16 protein-coding genes are annotated in these 17717 nt (G+C 72.1%); 3 read left to right on the plus strand and 13 right to left on the minus strand.

The window, feature by feature from the left end:
* Window positions 1–54: 54 nt before the first annotated feature.
* On the minus strand, window positions 55–420 hold the full coding sequence (locus ACQP0U_RS19060) for a hypothetical protein (RefSeq protein ID WP_433308882.1): 366 nt from the start codon (window positions 418–420) through the stop codon (window positions 55–57).
* 209 nt (window positions 421–629) lie between these two features.
* Here ACQP0U_RS19060 and ACQP0U_RS19065 point away from each other — a divergent pair, with 209 nt between their 5' ends.
* On the plus strand, window positions 630–1748 hold the full coding sequence (locus ACQP0U_RS19065; RefSeq protein ID WP_433308884.1) for a sulfite oxidase: 1119 nt from the start codon (window positions 630–632) through the stop codon (window positions 1746–1748).
* 22 nt (window positions 1749–1770) lie between these two features.
* Here the strand turns inward: ACQP0U_RS19065 and ACQP0U_RS19070 are convergent, their stop codons facing one another.
* The 11 genes from ACQP0U_RS19070 to ACQP0U_RS19120 form a co-directional block, all read right to left on the minus strand.
* Window positions 1771–2895 carry an LLM class flavin-dependent oxidoreductase gene (locus ACQP0U_RS19070; RefSeq protein WP_433308886.1) on the minus strand — a complete coding sequence of 375 codons (1125 nt, stop codon included), beginning with the start codon at window positions 2893–2895 and terminating at the stop codon, window positions 1771–1773.
* A gap of 17 nt (window positions 2896–2912) precedes the next feature.
* Window positions 2913–3980 carry an LLM class flavin-dependent oxidoreductase gene (locus ACQP0U_RS19075; protein WP_433308888.1) on the minus strand — a complete coding sequence of 356 codons (1068 nt, stop codon included), beginning with the start codon at window positions 3978–3980 and terminating at the stop codon, window positions 2913–2915.
* 28 nt (window positions 3981–4008) lie between these two features.
* Complete coding sequence (locus ACQP0U_RS19080; protein WP_433308890.1) at window positions 4009–5358, minus strand: NtaA/DmoA family FMN-dependent monooxygenase; 1350 nt, start codon at window positions 5356–5358, stop codon at window positions 4009–4011.
* A 15-nt stretch (window positions 5359–5373) separates the two neighbouring features.
* Window positions 5374–6582 (minus strand): LLM class flavin-dependent oxidoreductase, encoded by a 1209-nt coding sequence (locus ACQP0U_RS19085; RefSeq protein ID WP_433308892.1) that lies wholly within the window; start codon window positions 6580–6582, stop codon window positions 5374–5376.
* Window positions 6579–8222, minus strand: coding sequence for a dipeptide ABC transporter ATP-binding protein (locus ACQP0U_RS19090; RefSeq protein WP_433308894.1), 1644 nt, complete (start codon window positions 8220–8222; stop codon window positions 6579–6581). Before ACQP0U_RS19090 ends, ACQP0U_RS19085 begins: the two co-directional genes overlap by 4 nt.
* On the minus strand, window positions 8222–9112 hold the full coding sequence (locus ACQP0U_RS19095) for an ABC transporter permease (protein WP_433308896.1): 891 nt from the start codon (window positions 9110–9112) through the stop codon (window positions 8222–8224). The genes ACQP0U_RS19090 and ACQP0U_RS19095 overlap by 1 nt, the downstream gene beginning before the upstream one ends.
* 5 nt (window positions 9113–9117) lie before the next feature.
* A complete protein-coding gene (locus tag ACQP0U_RS19100; protein WP_433308898.1) occupies window positions 9118–10053 on the minus strand; it encodes an ABC transporter permease in 936 nt (311 codons plus the stop codon).
* 1 nt (window position 10054) lies between these two features.
* Entirely contained in the window at window positions 10055–11698 is a 1644-nt protein-coding gene (locus tag ACQP0U_RS19105; protein WP_433308900.1) for an ABC transporter substrate-binding protein, read from the minus strand.
* Window positions 11699–12084: 386 nt separating this feature from the next.
* Window positions 12085–12993 carry a zinc-binding dehydrogenase gene (locus tag ACQP0U_RS19110; protein WP_433308902.1) on the minus strand — a complete coding sequence of 303 codons (909 nt, stop codon included), beginning with the start codon at window positions 12991–12993 and terminating at the stop codon, window positions 12085–12087.
* Window positions 12994–13034: 41 nt separating this feature from the next.
* The gene (locus tag ACQP0U_RS19115) at window positions 13035–13565 is read right to left on the minus strand and encodes a flavin reductase family protein (RefSeq protein ID WP_433308904.1); all 531 of its coding nucleotides are present in this window, start codon (window positions 13563–13565) and stop codon (window positions 13035–13037) included.
* Between the two features lie 32 nt (window positions 13566–13597).
* Window positions 13598–14455, minus strand: a complete 858-nt coding sequence (locus ACQP0U_RS19120) for a DUF1684 domain-containing protein (RefSeq protein ID WP_433308905.1) — start codon at window positions 14453–14455, stop codon at window positions 13598–13600.
* A 270-nt stretch (window positions 14456–14725) separates the two neighbouring features.
* Between ACQP0U_RS19120 and ACQP0U_RS19125 the strand changes: the two genes are divergently transcribed.
* Window positions 14726–15760, plus strand: a complete 1035-nt coding sequence (locus tag ACQP0U_RS19125) for an LLM class flavin-dependent oxidoreductase (RefSeq protein WP_433308906.1) — start codon at window positions 14726–14728, stop codon at window positions 15758–15760.
* Window positions 15761–15912: 152 nt separating this feature from the next.
* Window positions 15913–16710: an SAM-dependent methyltransferase gene (locus ACQP0U_RS19130; protein WP_433308908.1), complete on the plus strand. Its 798-nt coding sequence runs from the start codon at window positions 15913–15915 to the stop codon at window positions 16708–16710.
* Between the two features lie 56 nt (window positions 16711–16766).
* Here the strand turns inward: ACQP0U_RS19130 and ACQP0U_RS19135 are convergent, their stop codons facing one another.
* Window positions 16767–17501: a cellulose binding domain-containing protein gene (locus tag ACQP0U_RS19135; RefSeq protein ID WP_433308910.1), complete on the minus strand. Its 735-nt coding sequence runs from the start codon at window positions 17499–17501 to the stop codon at window positions 16767–16769.
* Window positions 17502–17717: the final 216 nt, after the last annotated feature.

Here is a 17717-nt window from a genome sequence, read left to right on the forward strand (position 1 = left end):
AGCCGCGCCCCCGGTGCGGCAGGCGCGGCTGTCATCGACCCGATCCCGGGCAGGTCAGGTGCGGGAGGTCTCCCAGTCGCCGCACGTGACGCTGTTGTAGACGCCGTAGCGGGTGCAGACCCGGATGCTGATCCACCGCTTCTCCGCGACGTCCTCGTTGCACCCGATCCGACCACCGGTGTTGTCGCCGCAGAACCCGGTCCGGCCGTAGTCGGTGTACCACTCCGCGTAGGAGGCGTAGAAGCCCGGGTAGGGGTCGTAGGTGTAATGGGTGAGCGTGATGTAGTCCCCGGAGCTCTGGAAGTAGGCCGACCCGTAGGCGTTGCTGGAGACGGCGTCGGCACTCGCCGGTGCCGCCGCGCCCGTCACGAGCGCCGCGACCATGGCCGCGGAGATGGCCAGCGTTCTGAGCAACTTCATCGATCTCTCCCTGCCGTTGACTGTCCGTGGAGCAACCGGCTCCGACTCCAGCCTGATCGGTCGCGCTGCCGGCCGGAACCACCTCGAACAGGCCCGAACAACCCCGAACATTCCTCGCGACGCGCGCCGGTGCCGGCCTGGCTGGCCAGGCGGGAACTCCTATTGATTCAATAGGACTTGCCAACAAACAATTCGTAGGGAGGTTCCGGGTGACACTCTCCCTCCCGTCACGCGCCGCCGCGACGATCGTCAAGCCACTACCCCCACGGCTGCTCACAGTCCACGGCGGCAATGCCGAGATGCGGTGGGAGGCCATGGCGGGGCAGGGCTTCACGGTCCCCACCGACCGGTTCTTCGTCCGCAACCACACCCGCAGTCCGCAACTGGACGCAAACACGTGGCGTCTTCGCCTGTTCGGGACCGGCCTGCGGGGCTCGCCGACCCGCGACGACGCGGTCGAGTTCGACTACGGCGACCTCCGGGCCATGCCCGCCGAGGAGACCGCCGCCCTGCTGGAGTGCGCGGGTAACGGTCGCCGCTTCTTCGCCTCCCAGCAGGCCCACCCCGCGCCGGGGGTGTCGTGGGGTCTGGGCGCGGTGGGGGTGGCGCGCTGGCGGGGCGTACGGCTGTCGACAGTCCTGCGCCACGCCGGCCTGACCGACGACGCGGTCGACGTGCAGCCCGAGGGCCTGGACCCGGACTTCGTGGCCGACGGGGCGAATCTCGGCCGGGTGCGTCGCCCGATACCGATCGCCAAGGCCCTCGACGACGTGCTGCTGGCGTACGAGATGAACGGGGAGACGCTGCCTGTCGACCACGGTTTCCCGGTGCGGGTGGTGGTGCCGGGCTGGATCGGCATCTCCTCGATCAAATGGGTCGGCCCGATCGAGGTCTCCGCGACTCCCCTCTCCTCCCCGTGGAACACCCGGTTCTACCGGATGTTCGGGCCCGGCCATCCGGTCGACGGCCGGCTCGTGACGACAGCGGTGGTCAAGAGCGCCTTCGAGCTGCCGTGGGACGTCCGCGTCCCGAACGGCGAGCAGCTGCTGATACCCGGCCGGTCCTGGTCGGGCAACGGCCCGATCCGCACTGTCGACATCAGCACCGACGACGGGGCGACCTGGCGACCCGCCGACCTCGACCCCGCCGACGAGGGCGGCGTCTGGCAGCGCTGGACGGCGCTCTGGCGCCCACCACGCCCGGGCCGATGGGCCCTGCGGGCTCGGGCCACCGACGTCACCGGGGCCGGCCAGCCGGACCAGGCCCGCCCCAACGCTCTCGGGTACCTGTTCGACGGTGTCGTCCGGCACCCGGTGACGGTCGACTGACCACCGCCGCCCACCCCCCGGATCAGTCGTTCCACTCCTTGGCGAGCAACTCGTAGGAGCTGACCCGGTCGGCGTGGGCGTGGGTGATCGTGGTGACGAGCAGTTCGTCGGCGGCGGTGACGTCCCGCAGGGTACGCAGCCGCTCGGCCACCGTCGCGGGCGATCCGACGAACTGGGTGTCCACCCGGTCGGCGACGAGTTCGCGGTCGTCGTCGGTCCACCGCAGCGCGGCGGCCTGCTCCGGGCTCGGGAACGGGATCGCTCCGTCGCCACTGCGGATGCTGCGCACCCAGGGCCCGTACGGTGCGGCCAGCCGGCGTGCGGAGTCGTCGGTGTCGCCCACGACCACGTCGGCGGAAACGACCACGTACGGCTCGGCGAGCGCGGTCGAGGGCCGGAACGCGGCCCGGTAGGCGGCGACCGCGTCGAGCACCGAGGAGGGGCTGACGTGGTAGTTGGCGGCGAAGGGCAGGCCCAGCGCGCCGGCGAGTTGGGCGCTCTCCCCTCCGCTGCTGCCCAGCAGCCACACCTGGAGATCGGTGCCCTCCCCCGGCACGGCGTGCGCGTCCAGACCGTCGGCGTCGGTGTAGTCGCCGCGTAGCAGGGCCAGCACGTCGGCCACCTGTTCGGCGAAGGGCGGTGGCTGGGCGCCCGGTTGGTGCAGCAGGGCGCTGCTCAGGGCGAACCGCGGTGAGGCGAGGACCTGGGCGTAGGAGAACGGCGGCGGAATGAGCAGTCCGTCGACCACCCGGGCCTCGACCGGCACCGGGGTTGGCACGGTGATCTCCCGGGCGGCTTCGACGCGCCGCTGACCGGATCGGCCCAGCCCGAGGTCGATGCGGCCGGGGTGGAGAGCGGCGAGGGTGCCGAACTCCTCGACGACCGACAGGGCGGTGCGATGACCGACCTGGACGGCCCCGGAGCCCACGCGGATCGCGCTGGTGGCCGCGGCGACCTGCCCGATGAGCACGGCCGGCGCGGAGCTGGCGACACCGGCGGCGAGATGGTGCTCGGCCAGCCAGTAGCGGTGGTAACCGGACTGCTCGGCGCGGCCGGCCAGGTCCACCGTGTTGCGGAGGGCGTCGGTGACGGTGCCACCGGCGGGCACCGGTGCGAGGTCGAGGATGGACAGGGGCGTGGAGGGCATGGTGTCCCCGTTTCTGGTCAGGCCGTGGCGGCGGTGGTCGCCGACGGATGGAAGGGACGGCTGGGGATCTCCCGGCGCAGCACCGGCGCCACCTCGGCCTGGAACAACTCCAGGCTCTCCCGGTGCTGCTTGTCGGTCAGCCCGTCGTGGTCGGCCTGGAGGTGGATGACCTCGTGGCCGAACTGGTCGTGGTAACGCAGCACCTTGTCCACGAGCTGCTGTGGGCTGCCGACCAGGATCGAGCTGCGGTCGATGGCGTCCTCCAGGGTGCCGAAGACCGGTGGCACGCCGAGTCGCCGGAACGCGGCCACCCGGGCGTCGAAGATCGGCCGGTACCGCTCGATCGCCTCCTGCGAGGTACGGGCCACGTGGAAGCCTGCGGTGCCGGCACCGACCAGGGCGTCGGCCGGATCGTGCCCGTAGTGCGCCCAGCGTTCCCGGTAGTGGCGGATGAGTTCGGCGTACGGCTCGATGGGGTTGCTGACGTTGGCGGAGAAGATCGGGTCGCCGTAGCGGGCGGCGAGGTCGACGGAGTCCCGGCTGGTGGCGCTGCCGTGCCAGACCCGGATGGGCTGCTGGAGCGGGCGCGGCCAGGTCTCGGCCTCGGTCAGCGACGGCCGGTACGTCCCGGACCAGGTGACCTTGTCCTCCCGCCAGAGTCGGCGGAACAGCTCGTAACCCTCCCGGTTGCGGTCCCACTGGTCCTCGGCGGTGACGTGGAACAGTTGCGCCTGCGCCGCGCCGTTGCCCTTGCCGATGATCAGTTCGAGTCGGCCGCCGGAGAGGTGGTCGAGGGTGGCGTAGTCCTCGTAGGCGCGGACGGGGTCGAGCAGGCTGAGCGTGGTGACGGCGGTGAACAGCCGGATCGTGGAGGTGCGGGCCGCGATGTGGCTCAGCACCACCGGCGGCGACGACGAGATGAACGGGCGCTCGTGCCGTTCGCCGACGCCGTACCCGTCGAACCCGAGCTCCTCGGCCAGGACTGCCGTGTCGACCACCTCCCGGAACCGCTCGGTGGTGCTCCTCTGCCGGCCGGTGACCGGGTCGGGCAGGTGGGTGATGAGCGTTATCAGCAGGAACTTCACGCGGGGACCGTCGCTTTCGACTGGAGGGTCAGGCGGACGCCGTCGGGGTCACGGCAGGGCCGAGGCCCAGGTGCTCGCGCAGGGTGCTGCCGGCGTACTCGGTGCGGAAGACGCCACGCTCCTGAAGCAGCGGAACCACCCGGTCGACGAATTCGTCGAGCCCACCCGGGGTCAGGTGTGGCACCAGGATGAATCCGTCGGCGGCGTCCGACTGCACGAAGTGGTTCATCCGCTCGGCGACCTGCTGCGCGGTGCCGACGAAGGACTGCCTGCCGGTGACCTCGATGATCAGGTCCCGGATGCCCAGCCCCTTCTCCTCGGCCAGGGCCCGCCACTGCCGGGCGGTGCCGACCGGGTCGGGATACATGCCGGCCCGGCCCCGGCTGATCGCGTCGCCGGAGACGTCCGGGTCCTCGGCGGGCAGCGGGCCGTCCGGGTCGTACCCGGACAGGTCCCGGTTCCAGAGCTGTTCCAGCAGCAGGATCGCGGTCTGCGGGCTGACCTGCTGGCGGCGGATGTGGTGAGCGCGTTCCTGCGCCTCGGCGTCGGTGTCGCCGAGCACGAACGTGACACCGGGGATGACCAACAGGTCGTCGGGGTGGCGGCCGTACCGGGCGAGCCGGGACTTCACGTCCCGGTAGAACTCCTGGCCGTCCTCCAGGGTGCCGTGTCGGGAGAAGATCGCGTCGGCGCTGGACGCAGCGAACTCACGACCGTCGGGCGAGTCGCCGGCCTGCAGGATCACCGGGTGCACCTGGGGGCTGCGGGGCACCGTGAAGTGCCCCGCGATGTCGAACTGCTCCCCGTGGTGGGCGAAGGCGCCGGGGGCGGCCTCGGTGACGTACCGGCCGCCGTCCCGGTCGCCGGCGATGGCTCCCGCCGGCCACGACTCCCACAACTCCCGCGCGGTACGCACGAACTCGGCGGCCCGCTCGTAGCGCAGCGCGCGGTCGAGGTAGCCGCCCCGGCGGAAGTTCTCCCCGGTGAACGCGTCGGAGGTGGTGACGACGTTCCAGGCGGCCCGACCGCCGGAGAGGTGGTCGAGGCTGGCCAACTGCCGGGCCAGCTCGTACGGCTCCCGGAAGGTGGTGTTGAGGGTGCCGGCCAGCCCCAGATGGGTGGTGACCGCCGCGAGGGCGGCGAGGACTGTCAACGTGTCCGGGCGTCCGACGACGTCCAGGTCGTGGATGCGGCCCCGCTGCTCGCGTAGCCGCAATCCTTCGGCGAGGAAGAGGAAGTCGAACTTGCCCCGCTCGGCGGTGCGGGCCAGGTGGACGAAGGAGGAGAAGTCGATCTGGCTGCCGGAGGCGGGGTCACTCCAGACGGTGGTGTTGTTCACGCCGGGGAAGTGCGCGGCCAGGATGATCTGCTTGGGCATGACGGTCTCCAGTGCTCAGTCGGTCGCCGCGACGGCGTAGCGGCTGGCCGGTCGGGGCAGGCCGAGCAGGTCGCGCAGCGTCCCGCCGGGGTAGCCGGCACGGAACAGGCCCCGGTCGCGCAGTGCCGGCACCAGGGCCCGGCTGATCGTGGTCAGGTCGTCGGGGAGCACGGCGGGCCGCAGCCGGAAACCGTCCACCCCGGCGCGGTGCCACTCGGCGAGCAGGTCGGCCAACTCCCCCGCGGTGCCGGTGACGATCGACGCGTCGGACGTGAACCGCGCGCCGTGCAGCTCGTCGAGGCGGGCCCGGCGGTGCTGGGCCAGCGTCGACGTCTCGTCGAGCAGGACGACCAGATCGGCGAGGACGCGCAGCGGTGCGCCCGCCCGGCCGACGGTCTCCTCGGTCGCCCGCACCTCGGCCACGATCGCGGCGGCGTGTCCGGCGTCGGTCGGGGTGACGAAGACGATGTCGGCGTGCCGGGCGGCGAACGCGTACGGCACCGACGAGTGGGCGAGCGCGGCGACGACCGGCTGCCCCTGCGGGGACCGGGGCACGATGGAGGGGCCCTTGACGGAGAACCACCGGCCGGTGAAGTCGATGTAGTGCAGTCGCTCCCGGTCGACGAAGCGGCCGGTGGGCACGTCCCGGATCACGGCGTCGTCCTGCCAGCTGTCCCAGAGCCGGCGGACCACCTCCACGGCGTCGCCGGCCTCGGCGAAGAGGTCGCCGACGAGCCGTACGGCTTCCGGTTCGTCGAGCCGGGTCAGGTCCAGGGGCGGAATGTCACGGCGACCGAAGTGCCCGGCCTCGGCCCTGCGCGCGGAGACCCTGGGCCGCCAACCGGCCCGCCCACCGCTGATGTGGTCGAGGGTGGCTATCGCCGTGGAGAGGTGGAACGGTTCGGTGTGGGTGGTGCTGGTGGTTGGGATCAGCCCGATGTGCCGGGTCAGCGGGGCGAGTCGGGAGGCGATCTGCACCGCGTCGAGGCGCCCCCGGACCTCGTCGACGCGGTCGTCGGGGCCGTCGTGCCGCGACGTCTGAAGGTCGAGGCTGTCGTCGATGGTGAGCAGGTCCAGGGCGGCGTGTTCGGCCTCGCCGGCGAGGGCCTTCCAGTAGCGGGCGGTCAGCGGCGCGGTCGCGTCGGCGTGCGAGAGCCGCCAGGCGGCGGGGTGCCAGCCGAGGCCGTCGAGGGCCACGGCCAGGTGCAGGCTCTTCTCGGTCATGGGTTCTTCTCCTCCGGTCGGCCGGCGGTGACCAGCGTGGGCAGCGCGTTCAGCAGGGACCGCGTGTAGTCGTGTCGGGGGTAGGTGAAGACGTCGCCGACCGGGCCCTGCTCGACCACCGCGCCGTCGTGCATGACCAGCACCCGGTCGCTGAGGTGGTGCACCACACCCAGGTCGTGGGAGATGAAGAGCAGGGCGGTGCCGTCGGTGGCGCGCAGCTCGGCCAGCAGGTCGAGGACCTGGGCCTGCACGGAGACGTCGAGAGCGGAGACCGGTTCGTCGCAGATGATCAGACTGGGTCGGGGAGCGATGGCGCGGGCGATGGCGACGCGTTGCCGCTGCCCGCCGGAGAGCTGCCGGGGGTGCCTGTCGACCAGGTCCGCGCCGAGCCCGACGCGACGCAGCAGGTCGACGACGTGATCGCGGCGGTCCGCGCGGCCGACGCCCGGGTCGAGGTTTTCCGCGACGACCCGCCCGACGGTGTAGCGCGGGTCGAAGGAGCTCAGCGGGTCCTGCGAGATCAGCTGCAACCTGCGCCGCAGCGGACGGCGGGCTCGCTCCGGCACGCCGGCCCAGGGCGTCTCCTCGAAGGTGACGGTGCCCGCGTCGGCGTCGAGCAGACCGGTGACGATCCGGGCCACTGTGCTCTTACCGGAGCCGGACTCCCCCACCAGGCCGAGCGTCTCGCCCCGCGCGATGGTGAAGGCGACGTCCCGCACGACGGTGTGCTCCCCGTACCTCTTGGTCAGGCCGTCGACGTCGAGCACCGTGTCGTCGGCGCGGACCTCGGGCCGGGCGGGCAGCGTCGCCCGTGCGTCCCCGGCCCGCGCCGCTCCGGCCAGCCGGCGGCCCCGCGAGGTCGCGGAGGGCACCGCGGCCAGCAACTGCCGGGTGTACGGATGTGCCGGCGCCCGCAGCAGTTGGTCGGTGGGGCCGTGCTCGACGATCTGACCGTCGCGCAGCACCAGGACCCGGTCGGCGACCTGGGCGACGACCGCCAGATCGTGACTGATCAGCAGCAGACTCACTCCGGCTGCGCGTCGCTCCGCGAGCAGCCGCAGGATCTGCGCCTGCACGGTGACGTCCAGCGCGGTGGTCGGTTCGTCGGCGATCAGCAGGGCCGGCTCCCCGGCGATCGCGGAGGCGATCAGTGCCCGCTGCCGCAGCCCACCGGAGAGCTGGTGCGGGTACTGCCGGGCCCGGCGCTCCGGCTCCGGCAGGTGGACCTCGTCGAGCAGGTGGGTGATCCGGCCGGCTCGTTCCCGGCGGCCGACGATCTCGTGGGTGGTGAGCACCTCACCGATCTCGGCGCCCACTGTGCGCAGCGGGTCGAGGGAGACCAGCGCGTCCTGCGACACCAGCCCGGCGAGGCGGCCACGCACGCGCCGCCAGTCCCGTGGCCGGTGTCCTCGCACATCGTGGCCAGCTAGTTCCAGCCGGGCGGCGCGGACCCGCGCGCCCGGGCCGGCGAGACCGACCAGGGTACGAGCGGTGACACTCTTGCCGGAGCCGGACTCTCCGACGACGGCCACGCACTCGCCACGCTCGACGGTGAAGCTGATCCCGCGTACCGCGGCCACCCGGCCGGTCGGGGTGTCGAAGTCGACGTGCAGGTCCTCGACCGTGACCAGGGGGGCCATCAGTGCCGCCGCCCGTCGAAGCGGGCCTGCCAGTGGCGTCCGACGACGGTCAGCGACACCACGGTTGCGGTGACCGCCAGGCCGGGCAGGATGCTGATCCACCAGGCGACCTGAAGGTAGTTGCGCCCTTCGGAGAGCATCGCGCCCCATTCCGGCGACGGCGGCTGTGGACCCATGCCGAGGAAGCTGAGCCCGGCGGCGGCCAGGATCGCCTCACCGAGCCCGATCACCGCCAGCACCGGCACCGGGCCGACCACGTTGGGGAGCACGTGCCGCAGCACCAGCCGGGGTCGGGACCGGCCGAAGGTGACGGCCTGCTCGACGTAGCCCGAGCGGCGGACGATGAGCGTCTGACCACGGACCACGCGGGCGTGGTGCGGCAGGGTGGCGATGCCGATGGCGATGATCAGGCTGGCGGTGCCGGGGCCGGCGACAGCGATGAACAGCAGGGCCAGCAGCAGCATGGGGAACGCCGACAATGCGTCGAACGTGCGGCTCAGCGCCTCGTCGGCGATCCGGTGCGTGAGGCCGGCGAGCAGGCCGAGCAGCACGCCGCCGGTCACCGCGAGGGCGGTGGCGGCGACGCCGATGGTGAGCGAGTGGCCGGCGCCGTGCACCACCCGCGTCCAGACGTCGCGACCGAGGTGGTCGGTGCCGAACCAGTGCGCCGCCTCGGGCGGGCTGAGCACGGCGAGGGGGTCGGCCGCGAGCGGATCGCCGGGGGCGAGCGCCGCCGGCCAGGTCGTGGCGACCACCAGCAGGATGAGGTACGTCCCGGCGGCCAGCAGGCCTGGTCGCGGCCGGGACCGTCGGCGTACGGCCGGGTCGGCCGGGTCGGCGAGGATCCGCGCGGGGGCTTCGGTGAGCGGAGGGCCCAGGGTGACGGTCATCGGGGTCAGCTCCTTCGCAGACGTGGGTCGATCAGCAGGTACGCCAGATCGGCCGCGGTGTTGACCACGACGTAGACGGCAGCCGAGAGGGTGACCACGGCCAGCACCACAGGCATGTCCCGGGTGGTGACCGCGGTGAGGGTGACCTGGCCGAGGCCGGGGCGGCCGAAGACCTGCTCGACGATCACGGCGCCGCCGAGCAGGATGCCGAAGAGCCAGCCGGCCAGGGTGACGACCGGCAGGAGGGCGTGCCGCAACGCGTGACGCACCAACACCGTCCGTTCCCGAACGCCCCGGGCGCGGGCGGTGAGCACGAAGGGCTCGTCGAGGGCCTTGTCGATGCCGTCGCGCAGCACCTGAGCCAGCAGCCCGGCGATGGGCAGCGCGAGGGTGACGGCGGGGAGCACCAACGCGGCGATGCCCTGATCGCCGGAGACCGGAAAGAGCCCGAACCGGAACGACAGCACACTGAGCAGCAGGAGCCCGATCAGGAACGGCGGGGTGGAGACCAGCAGCAGTTCGGTGCCGGAGCTGACCCGGCGCAGCCACGGTCGCCGGTCCCCGGCGGTGGCCACCGCGAGGAGCAGGGCGAGCAGCACCCCGAGCCCGGCGGCGGCGACCGCGAGGGTGAGGGTGGGGGCGAGTTGTTCGCCGATCACCTCCGCGACGGGGCGTTGCAACAGGTACGAGCGACCGAGGTCACCACCGCCGAGCCGCCAGAGGTAGTCGAGGTACTGCACGACGGCCGGCCGTTCCAGGCCCCACTCGGTGACGATCTCGGCACGGATCTGCGGGGTGTCGGCACCGTCGCCGACGATGTTGTCCACTGTGTCGCCGGGGGCGGCCAGCAGCGCCAGGTAGGCGGCGGTGGCCGCGACCCAGAGGACGACCAGGCCGGCACCGAGCCGGCGGGCCACGGCACGTACGGGTGGGCGGCTCATGTCACTTGCCGATCCACAGGTCGTACGCGCTGGCGGGGACCCCGGCGGTGGGCTCGAAGCGCACCCCGCCCACGCCGGTGCTGGCCGCGATCTGGTCTGCCGGGGCGTACAGCGGCAGCAGCAGGGCCTGCTCGGCGACGACCTGTTGTTGCAGCTCGGCGTAGATGCTGGCGCGCTTCGTCGGGTCGGCGGCGGCCTGACCGGCCTCCAGGAGCTGGTCGATCCGCGGGTCGTTGATCTGGGTGCGGTTGATGCCGCCCTTCGAGTGCAGCAGCAGGTTGAGGGCGGCGCCGGCGTCGGTGTCGGCGCGCGAGTTGTCGAAGACCTCGTACTCGTTGCGCTGGAACGCGTCGGTGGCGGTGCCCTGGTCGACGAGCGACACCCTGAGGTCGATGCCGGCGCTCTGCTTGACGGCGGCCTGTACGGCCTGGGCCAGCACGTCGCGGCGGTCCCGGACGAAGGGTGCGGACTGCACGAGCCGTACGGTGAGCCGCTTGCCGGCCTTCACCCGGTAGCCGTCGGCGTCCCGGGAAGCCCAGCCGGCCTGGTCGAGCAGGGTGTTCGCCTTGGCGGTGTCGCCGCTGTAGCCGCCTTCGAGGCGCTTGTCGTACAGCGGGCTGGATGGGCTGATCACGCTCCAGGCGCGGGTGGCGGTGTCGCGGTAGACGGACTTCAACACGGTGTCGACGTCGACGGCCTCCCGGAACGCCTGCCGGACCCGCAGGTCGTCGAAGGGCGCGTGGGAGGTGTTGAAGTAGTAGGAGTAGGCGGAGCCGGAGTTGAGTTCGCGGGTCAGGCGCAGCGTCCGGTTGCCGGTGATCAGCGGCTGGTCGGTGGCCGGCACCCCCTCGATGAGCTGCACCTGGCTCGACGTGAGGGCGCCGACGCGTACCGCCGACTCCCTGAGGAACCGGTAGGTGATCCCGTCGAGGTGGGCGGGGCCGGTGTGCGTCGCGGTGGGCGGCGCCCAGTCGTAACTGGCGTTGCGCCGATAGTGCAGTTCCTGGCCGGGGACGTAGCGGTCCAGCACGAACGGCCCGGTGCCGACCACGTCGATGCCACCGGCCTTGAGGTTCTTCGCCTGGCGCAGTGACGTCGGGGAGATCTGCGCGCCCTGCGGGGAGGCGAGGAAGTCGAGGATGAGCACGTCCGGCGCGCTGAGGACGAGCCGGACGGTGCGCGGGTCGGCCGCCTCGACGGCCCTGAGGTTGCGCAGTTGGACGGCGGCGACGGCCGGGGCGTACCCGGGTTCCCGGAGTTTGTCGAAGTTGGCCTTGACGGCGGCCGAGTCGAAGGGCGTGCCATCGGAGAAGGTGACCCTGTCGCGCAGCGTCAGGGTGTAGGACAGCCCGTCCGGCGCGACCGTCCAGCCGGTCGCCAGCCAGGGCACCAGCTTGCCCCGCTGGTCGTAGGTGAGCAACGACTCGAAGGTGTTCCAGACCAGCAGGCGGGCCTTGGCCTGGGCGTACTGGTGCGGGTTGAGGGTGATCGGCTCGGTCTCCACGGCCCAGGTGAGGGTGCCGCCGGAGCGGGGCTGGCCAGCCGCCTCGGCGGCCGGGGCGGCGCCGGTGGAGCAACCGGCGGCGACGGCGAGCAGTGGAGCGAGCGCGGCGGCGGCCAGCATTCGCAGACGGTTCGCGGGCATGGTGAGATCTCCTGTCCAGCAGGCGGAAGCGGGTAGGCCGACACCCGGCCGCGCGCAGGGGCGTGGGCCGGTGAGGGTGTCGGGTGCGGTGGCGGCGCGGCGGTGCGCCTCACCCCGGCAGGCCGGTGCGGCGGGCCGGGCTACGGGCGAGGGTGCCGGGTCAGGCCAGACAGGAACTCGACCACACCCGACCGAAGTCGATGTGGCCGCGGATCGTCAGCCGCAGCTCGCTGGACATGGGACCGAGTCCACCTCCAGCGCGTGGTGGTGTCAACGAATCCGTCGCCGGATGTCGGCTATCGCACGGGAGGACGTCGATTCGTTGACGCATACCCTACTAAGGCTATAGGATTTGCAGGGATCACGCCTGAGTGCTGGGCCAGCCCTCAATCCAGATCGAGCACGACCTTGCCCGCCACGCGGCGCCCCCGCAGCGCGTCGGCCGCCTCCCCGAGACGTTGCCACGAGCCGCGCCAACCGATCGGCGAGCGCAACACTCCGCGCGCCACGAGATCGGCCAGGACCCCGAGATCCGGCCCGGCCGCGCTGGCGTCGCCGAAGGACCGCAGTGTCCGTGCCGCGCCCGGAGCAAAGGTGGAGTTCACCGGGAAGGCCGCCGGCTCACCGGACGCCCAGCCGATGCTGTGCAGCACCCCACCAGGGGCCAGCAGACCCCAGGCGGCCACCAGCGAGGGGCCGCCGACCGTCTCCAGCACCACGTCGACCGGGTCGGCGATCGCGTCGAGGCCGACCACCACCTCATCGGCGCCCAGTTCCGCCAGCCCGCCACCACGAGCCGGAGAGCCCACCGCCGCGACCACGTACGCCCCACCGTGCCGGGCGAGCTGGACGGCGACCCGACCCACACCCCCGGACGCGCCCGTGATCAGCACGCGGCGACCGAGGAGCGCGCCTGACGTCCGCAAGGTGCGCAGGGCGGTCAGGCCAACCATGGGCAGCGCGGCCACCTCGGCCAGGTCGACGGCGGGCGGGACCACCGCCACACTGTCCACGTCGAACACCGCGAGTCGGGCCCAGGCGCCCGCGCCGAAGGCGACCACGCGCTCACCCTCGCGCGGTCCGGTCCCGTCGGTCGCCCCGCGCGCCACGTATCCCGCAGCGTCGTACCCGAGCACGCTCCCGGCCGGCCAGACACCGAGGTGACGGATCTCGCCTGCGTTGACGGCGGCGTGCCGCACCTCGACGAGGACCTGCCCAGGGCCGGGGACGGGATCGGGCAGGTCCGTCAGTCGGAAGCCTTCGGGCGTGTCCGGGGCGGCGACTATCGCGCGCACGGCGAACCTCCTCGGTGGGGATGGGCCGGTGACAGCGCCGCTCAGGCGGCGGGACGGCGGGACACCGGGTGGTCGCCGGCCAGCCCGGCGTAGCGCCCTCGGTGGTACAGCAGGGGCGTACCGACGTCGGCGTGCCGGAGCACCTCCGGCTCGGCCAGCACCACGGCGTGATCGCCGACGGTCACCCGGTCGACGACCCGGCAGAGGAGCCAGGCCAGAGTGTCGTCGAGGATGGGCACCCCCTCCGGGCCGGCCCGCCAGCGGGTGGGTGTCGCGAACCGGTCGATGCCGCTCGTCGCGAAGGTCCGGGCCAACTCCTGCTGATGGTGAGCGAGCAGGTGCACGGCCACGTGGCGGGCACGGGCAACCGCGGGCCAGCTCGACGACCCGAGGTTCAGGCAGAACGAGACGATCGGCGGCGCCAGCGAGACCGAGGTGAACGAGGTGGCGGTGAAGCCGACCGCCGGCGAGCCCGGAGCGGTGACCACAGTGACGGTGCTGGCCTGGTGGCGCAGCAACGTCCGCAGCGTGTCGCTGTCGGCGTCGATCGGGGTGTCGGTGAACTGGGTCATGGCGTTCCTCCCGAGGGTCTGGTCCGCTGGGCCTACGAACGGTCGGCGGGGGTGTCCGCCAGCCGTTCGTACGGGGTTTTCTCGCCGGCCTCGACGGCGATCGGCAGCCGGTTCTCCGCCGGGGGCAACGGGCAGGTCGCGAAGTCGGTGTACGCGCACGGCAGGTTGGTCGCCCGGTTGAAGTCGACGGTGACCCGACCCTGCTCGTCGGGTGCGCCTACCGCGAGGGACCGGTTGGCCGGATAGGTAGTGACGCCGGAGGTGGCGTCGGTGAACAGCACCGACAGGCTCCCGGGCGCGTGGCCGTTGAACGCGGTCAGGCTCAGCGGCACCCCGTCAACCGCGAACTCGATCTGGCCGGGGGCGTCGTAGACGTGCGTGAGCCCCTCCACGGCCGCGCCGACAGTGGTCGGTCGAGGGCTGTCGAACGGCACGAAGCGGCCGTGCAGGACCCATCGGCGGGCGGGCGGATAGGTCGGAGTGCCCCGGTAGGCGACCCGGAACGGGTGATCCGGGCGCCGGGGACGGAGAATGTCGTGCCCACCCCGGCGGGCCACCTCCAGCACCCCACCGTCGATGCCCACGGTGACGCCACCGCGCTCGGCGATCGGCCCGAACTCGTGCCGGCCCCGAACCGGCAGGTCGTCGATGATCAGCTCCTCGTCGTCGCCGAGGGCCACCACCGGTCCGGTCCCACCGGTGTGCCACTCCCCCGGTACGTCGGGAAATCGCTGCGGCTCCGAGGTGAGCCAGTGCAGACCGGTGACCGCGAGGAAGCCGTGCGGGTCGGCTCGGACCTCCTCGTGACGTCGGTGCCACTGCCGCCACTCCTCGTCGAACTGGAGCCGGGGGTCCACGGCGGCGGGTGTTGGGGCGTTGTTGATCGTCACAGGTCCTCCTCGACGGGGTGCACCTCCGCGCTGGCGGAGTGCGGGGATACCGGTCGCGCACCGGCGGCGCGGCCGGGCGAGCGAGGGCTGAAGAGCCCGTTCAGGCGGGGTTGGACGCGCTCGGACAGAGCTGCGTGGCAACCCGCATCAGGTCGACGACCCGGCGAGAGGTGAACAACCGAACGGGCGGCATGCGATCGATTTTCCTACCAACAAGGTAGGATTTCAAGCCCTTCGCTCACGCATCCTCGGCAGGCATGGAGTTAGACGGTGACGAAACCAGGCGCACTCGGACGATCAGCGCCGCTACGGAAGCTCGGCTTCCTGACCATCGGCCTGTTCGACGAGGCCGATCCTCGCGCCGGCCACGAGGCGACCCTGAAGCTCATGGAGCTGGGCGAGCAACTCGGGTTCGACAGCACCTGGGTACGCCATCGCCACCTCCAGTACGGCATCTCGTCACCGGTCGCGGTCCTGGCGGCGGCGTCGCAGCGGACACGACATCTCGAGCTCGGCACGGCGGTCATTCCGCTCGGTTGGGAGAACCCGCTGCGGCTGGCCGAGGATCTGGCGACCGTCGACATCCTGTCCGGTGGACGGCTCAACGCCGGGGTGAGCGTCGGCCCGCCGATGCACTTCGACCGGGTGCGACGATCGTTGTACCCGGACACCGCTGACGCGGAGGACTTCAGCTACACGCGGGTACGACGGCTGCTTGACCTCGTCCGCGGCGAGCCGGCCAGCGACGTCGACGGGTTCGAGGGCTTCGAGGAGTTCTCCCGACGGGTGCAGCCACACTCTCCCGGGCTGGCTTCCCGAATGTGGTACGGGGCGGGCAGCCTCAGCTCCGCGCGCTGGGCCGGCGAGCAGGGCATGAACCTGCTCACCAGCAGCGTGGTCAAGGCTGAGGACGCCACCGACTTCGCCGAGATCCAGCTCTCCCACATCCGGACGTTTCGCGCCCACCATCCGGACGGTGACCGGGCCCGCGTCTCGCAGGGGCTCGTCGTCATCCCGACCGACACCGCCACCGCGTCACAACGTGCCCGCTACGAGCAGTACGCCCAACAGCGGACGCCGCGCACGGCGGCGCCGCAGGGACCGGCCCGGATGATGTTCGCCCCTGACCTCGTCGGTCCGTCGGACCTGATCGCCGAACGGCTGCTCGACCATGCCGCGTTCCGCGAGGTCGACGAGGTCGCCTTCGCGCTGCCCTTCACCTTCGCGTCGACGGACTACGCACAGATCCTCACCGACATGGCGACCCGGCTCGGCCCCGCGCTCGGTTGGCGTCCCACCCGCTGACCCAGCCTCTCGCCTCGTCAGGAGGACGACGAGCCTGAGCCCGTCGGCGGCGGCCGGTCCACCCCCGGTCGACAGTGGACATCACCGGAGTACGATCCCGGGCGTACCGCTGTGGTGACCTCCAGCTGACGACCCCTCGATAGGAGCCAGGCATGGCCGGCCCGGACGCCGAACTCGCCGCGAAGCTTCAGCCCGACGTGCCGCACGCGGCACGGATCTGGAACTACTGGATGGGCGGCAAGGACAACTTCCAGTCCGACCGGGCGGCCGGCGACGCTGTCGCCGAGGTCTACCCGGAGATCGTCCTCATGGCGCAGCAGTCGCGCGTGTTCCTGGTGCGAGCCGTGCGTTACCTCGCGGCCGAGGCGGGCATCCGGCAGTTCCTGGACATCGGCACCGGCCTGCCCAGCATGCAGAACACGCACGCGGTCGCTCAGGGCATCGTGCCCGACGCACGGATCGTCTACGTGGACAACGACCCGATGGTGCTGGTGCACGCGCGGGCGCTGCTGGCCAGCACGACGTCGGAGGGTGTCACCACCTACGTCCCGGCCGACTACCACGACCCGGAGAAGATCCTCGCCGAGGCGGCGCAGACGCTCGACTTCACCCAACCGATTGCCGTGATGTACATGGGCGTGATGGGCTACGAGCCGGACCTGGCCGAGGTGCGATCGATCGTCGAGCGGACGATGGCCGCGATGCCGTCCGGCAGCCATCTCGTACTCTGGGACGGCACCGACACCAGCCCGGAGGTGGTCGCCGGCGCCGAGCGGCTGGCACAGAGCGGCGGAGTCCCGTACATCCTGCGCAGCCCCGAGGAGCTCGACACCTGCTTCGCAGGGCTGACCAAGGTCGAGCCGGGCCTGGTGCCGATCCCCCTGTGGCGGCCGGAGGATCCCGACGCCGTCGCCATCGACGCGTACGGAGCGGTGGCCCGCAAGCCCTGATCCACACGACGTCCGCCCCGCTCCCGCCTTCGCGCCGGAAGCGGGGCGGACGTGGTTCACCGGGCGCAGCTCAGGGTCAACCCGTCGGGAACCGCGCTGGCCGTCACGACCAGACCGAACGTCGTCGCCCCGTCCAGCGCCAGCGTCCCGTTGTAGGAGGCGTTGCGGACCGTGACGTCGGCGCCGACGGTCTCGACCACCCCACCCCAGGCCGTCTGGACCCGCTCGTCACCGGACCACCGCCAGGAGACGCGCCAACGGTCCAACGGCTGCGTCCCGGTGTTACGGACCGTGACCGTGGCGACGAAACCACTGCCCCAGCGGGCGTCGATCGTGGCCGTCGCCCGGCACGCGGTCAGCGGGGCGGTCCGCGCCGACCCGATCAGGTACGGATCGCGCTTACCGTCGGGGTCACTGAACCGGTACCAGTACTCCGTGTCGGGCGTCAGCCCTCCGATGGTCACCGTGCCGTTGCGCTCCGGCCCGGAGACGACCACGGCCACCGGCGTCCGCCACTGTTGGGCGTCCTCGCGGCTGGCGAAGAGGCTGACGGTGATCGGTGGGTTGTAACCGCAGGGCGGGCTCAGGAACAGGTAGTAGGTGATGGTCAGGCTCGTGGTGGTGGTCCCGGTCACGTTCGCGCTGATCGGTAACACCGGCGGGCAGGTGATCGTCGGCGACGGCGACGGTGTCGGCGTGGCCGACGGCGTGGGTGTCGCCTCGGCGGCGACGGCTGTCCCGGCCGAGGCGGCCAGCGCCATGGTCGTGACAGCGAGGAACATGCGAAGCATCGGTACCTCCGTGGTTACCGGGCACCGATGACCGAGGTGGTAGCCGGTGCCGCGCTCGGGTTTCCGGTCGCCGACGAGGCCGCCCGGCACGGGTGACCTGGCCACCTCGTGCGCCCCGTTGACCGGAGGAGATCCGGTGCGCGCTGGCTCCCCGAGCACGACCGAACCACAGCATGGCAGCCGGCTGGCATCGATACAACCCGATCCCGCTCCCGT

The organism is Micromonospora sp. CA-269861 (genome assembly GCF_050948505.1).
Taxonomy (GTDB): Bacteria; Actinomycetota; Actinomycetes; order Mycobacteriales; family Micromonosporaceae; genus Micromonospora.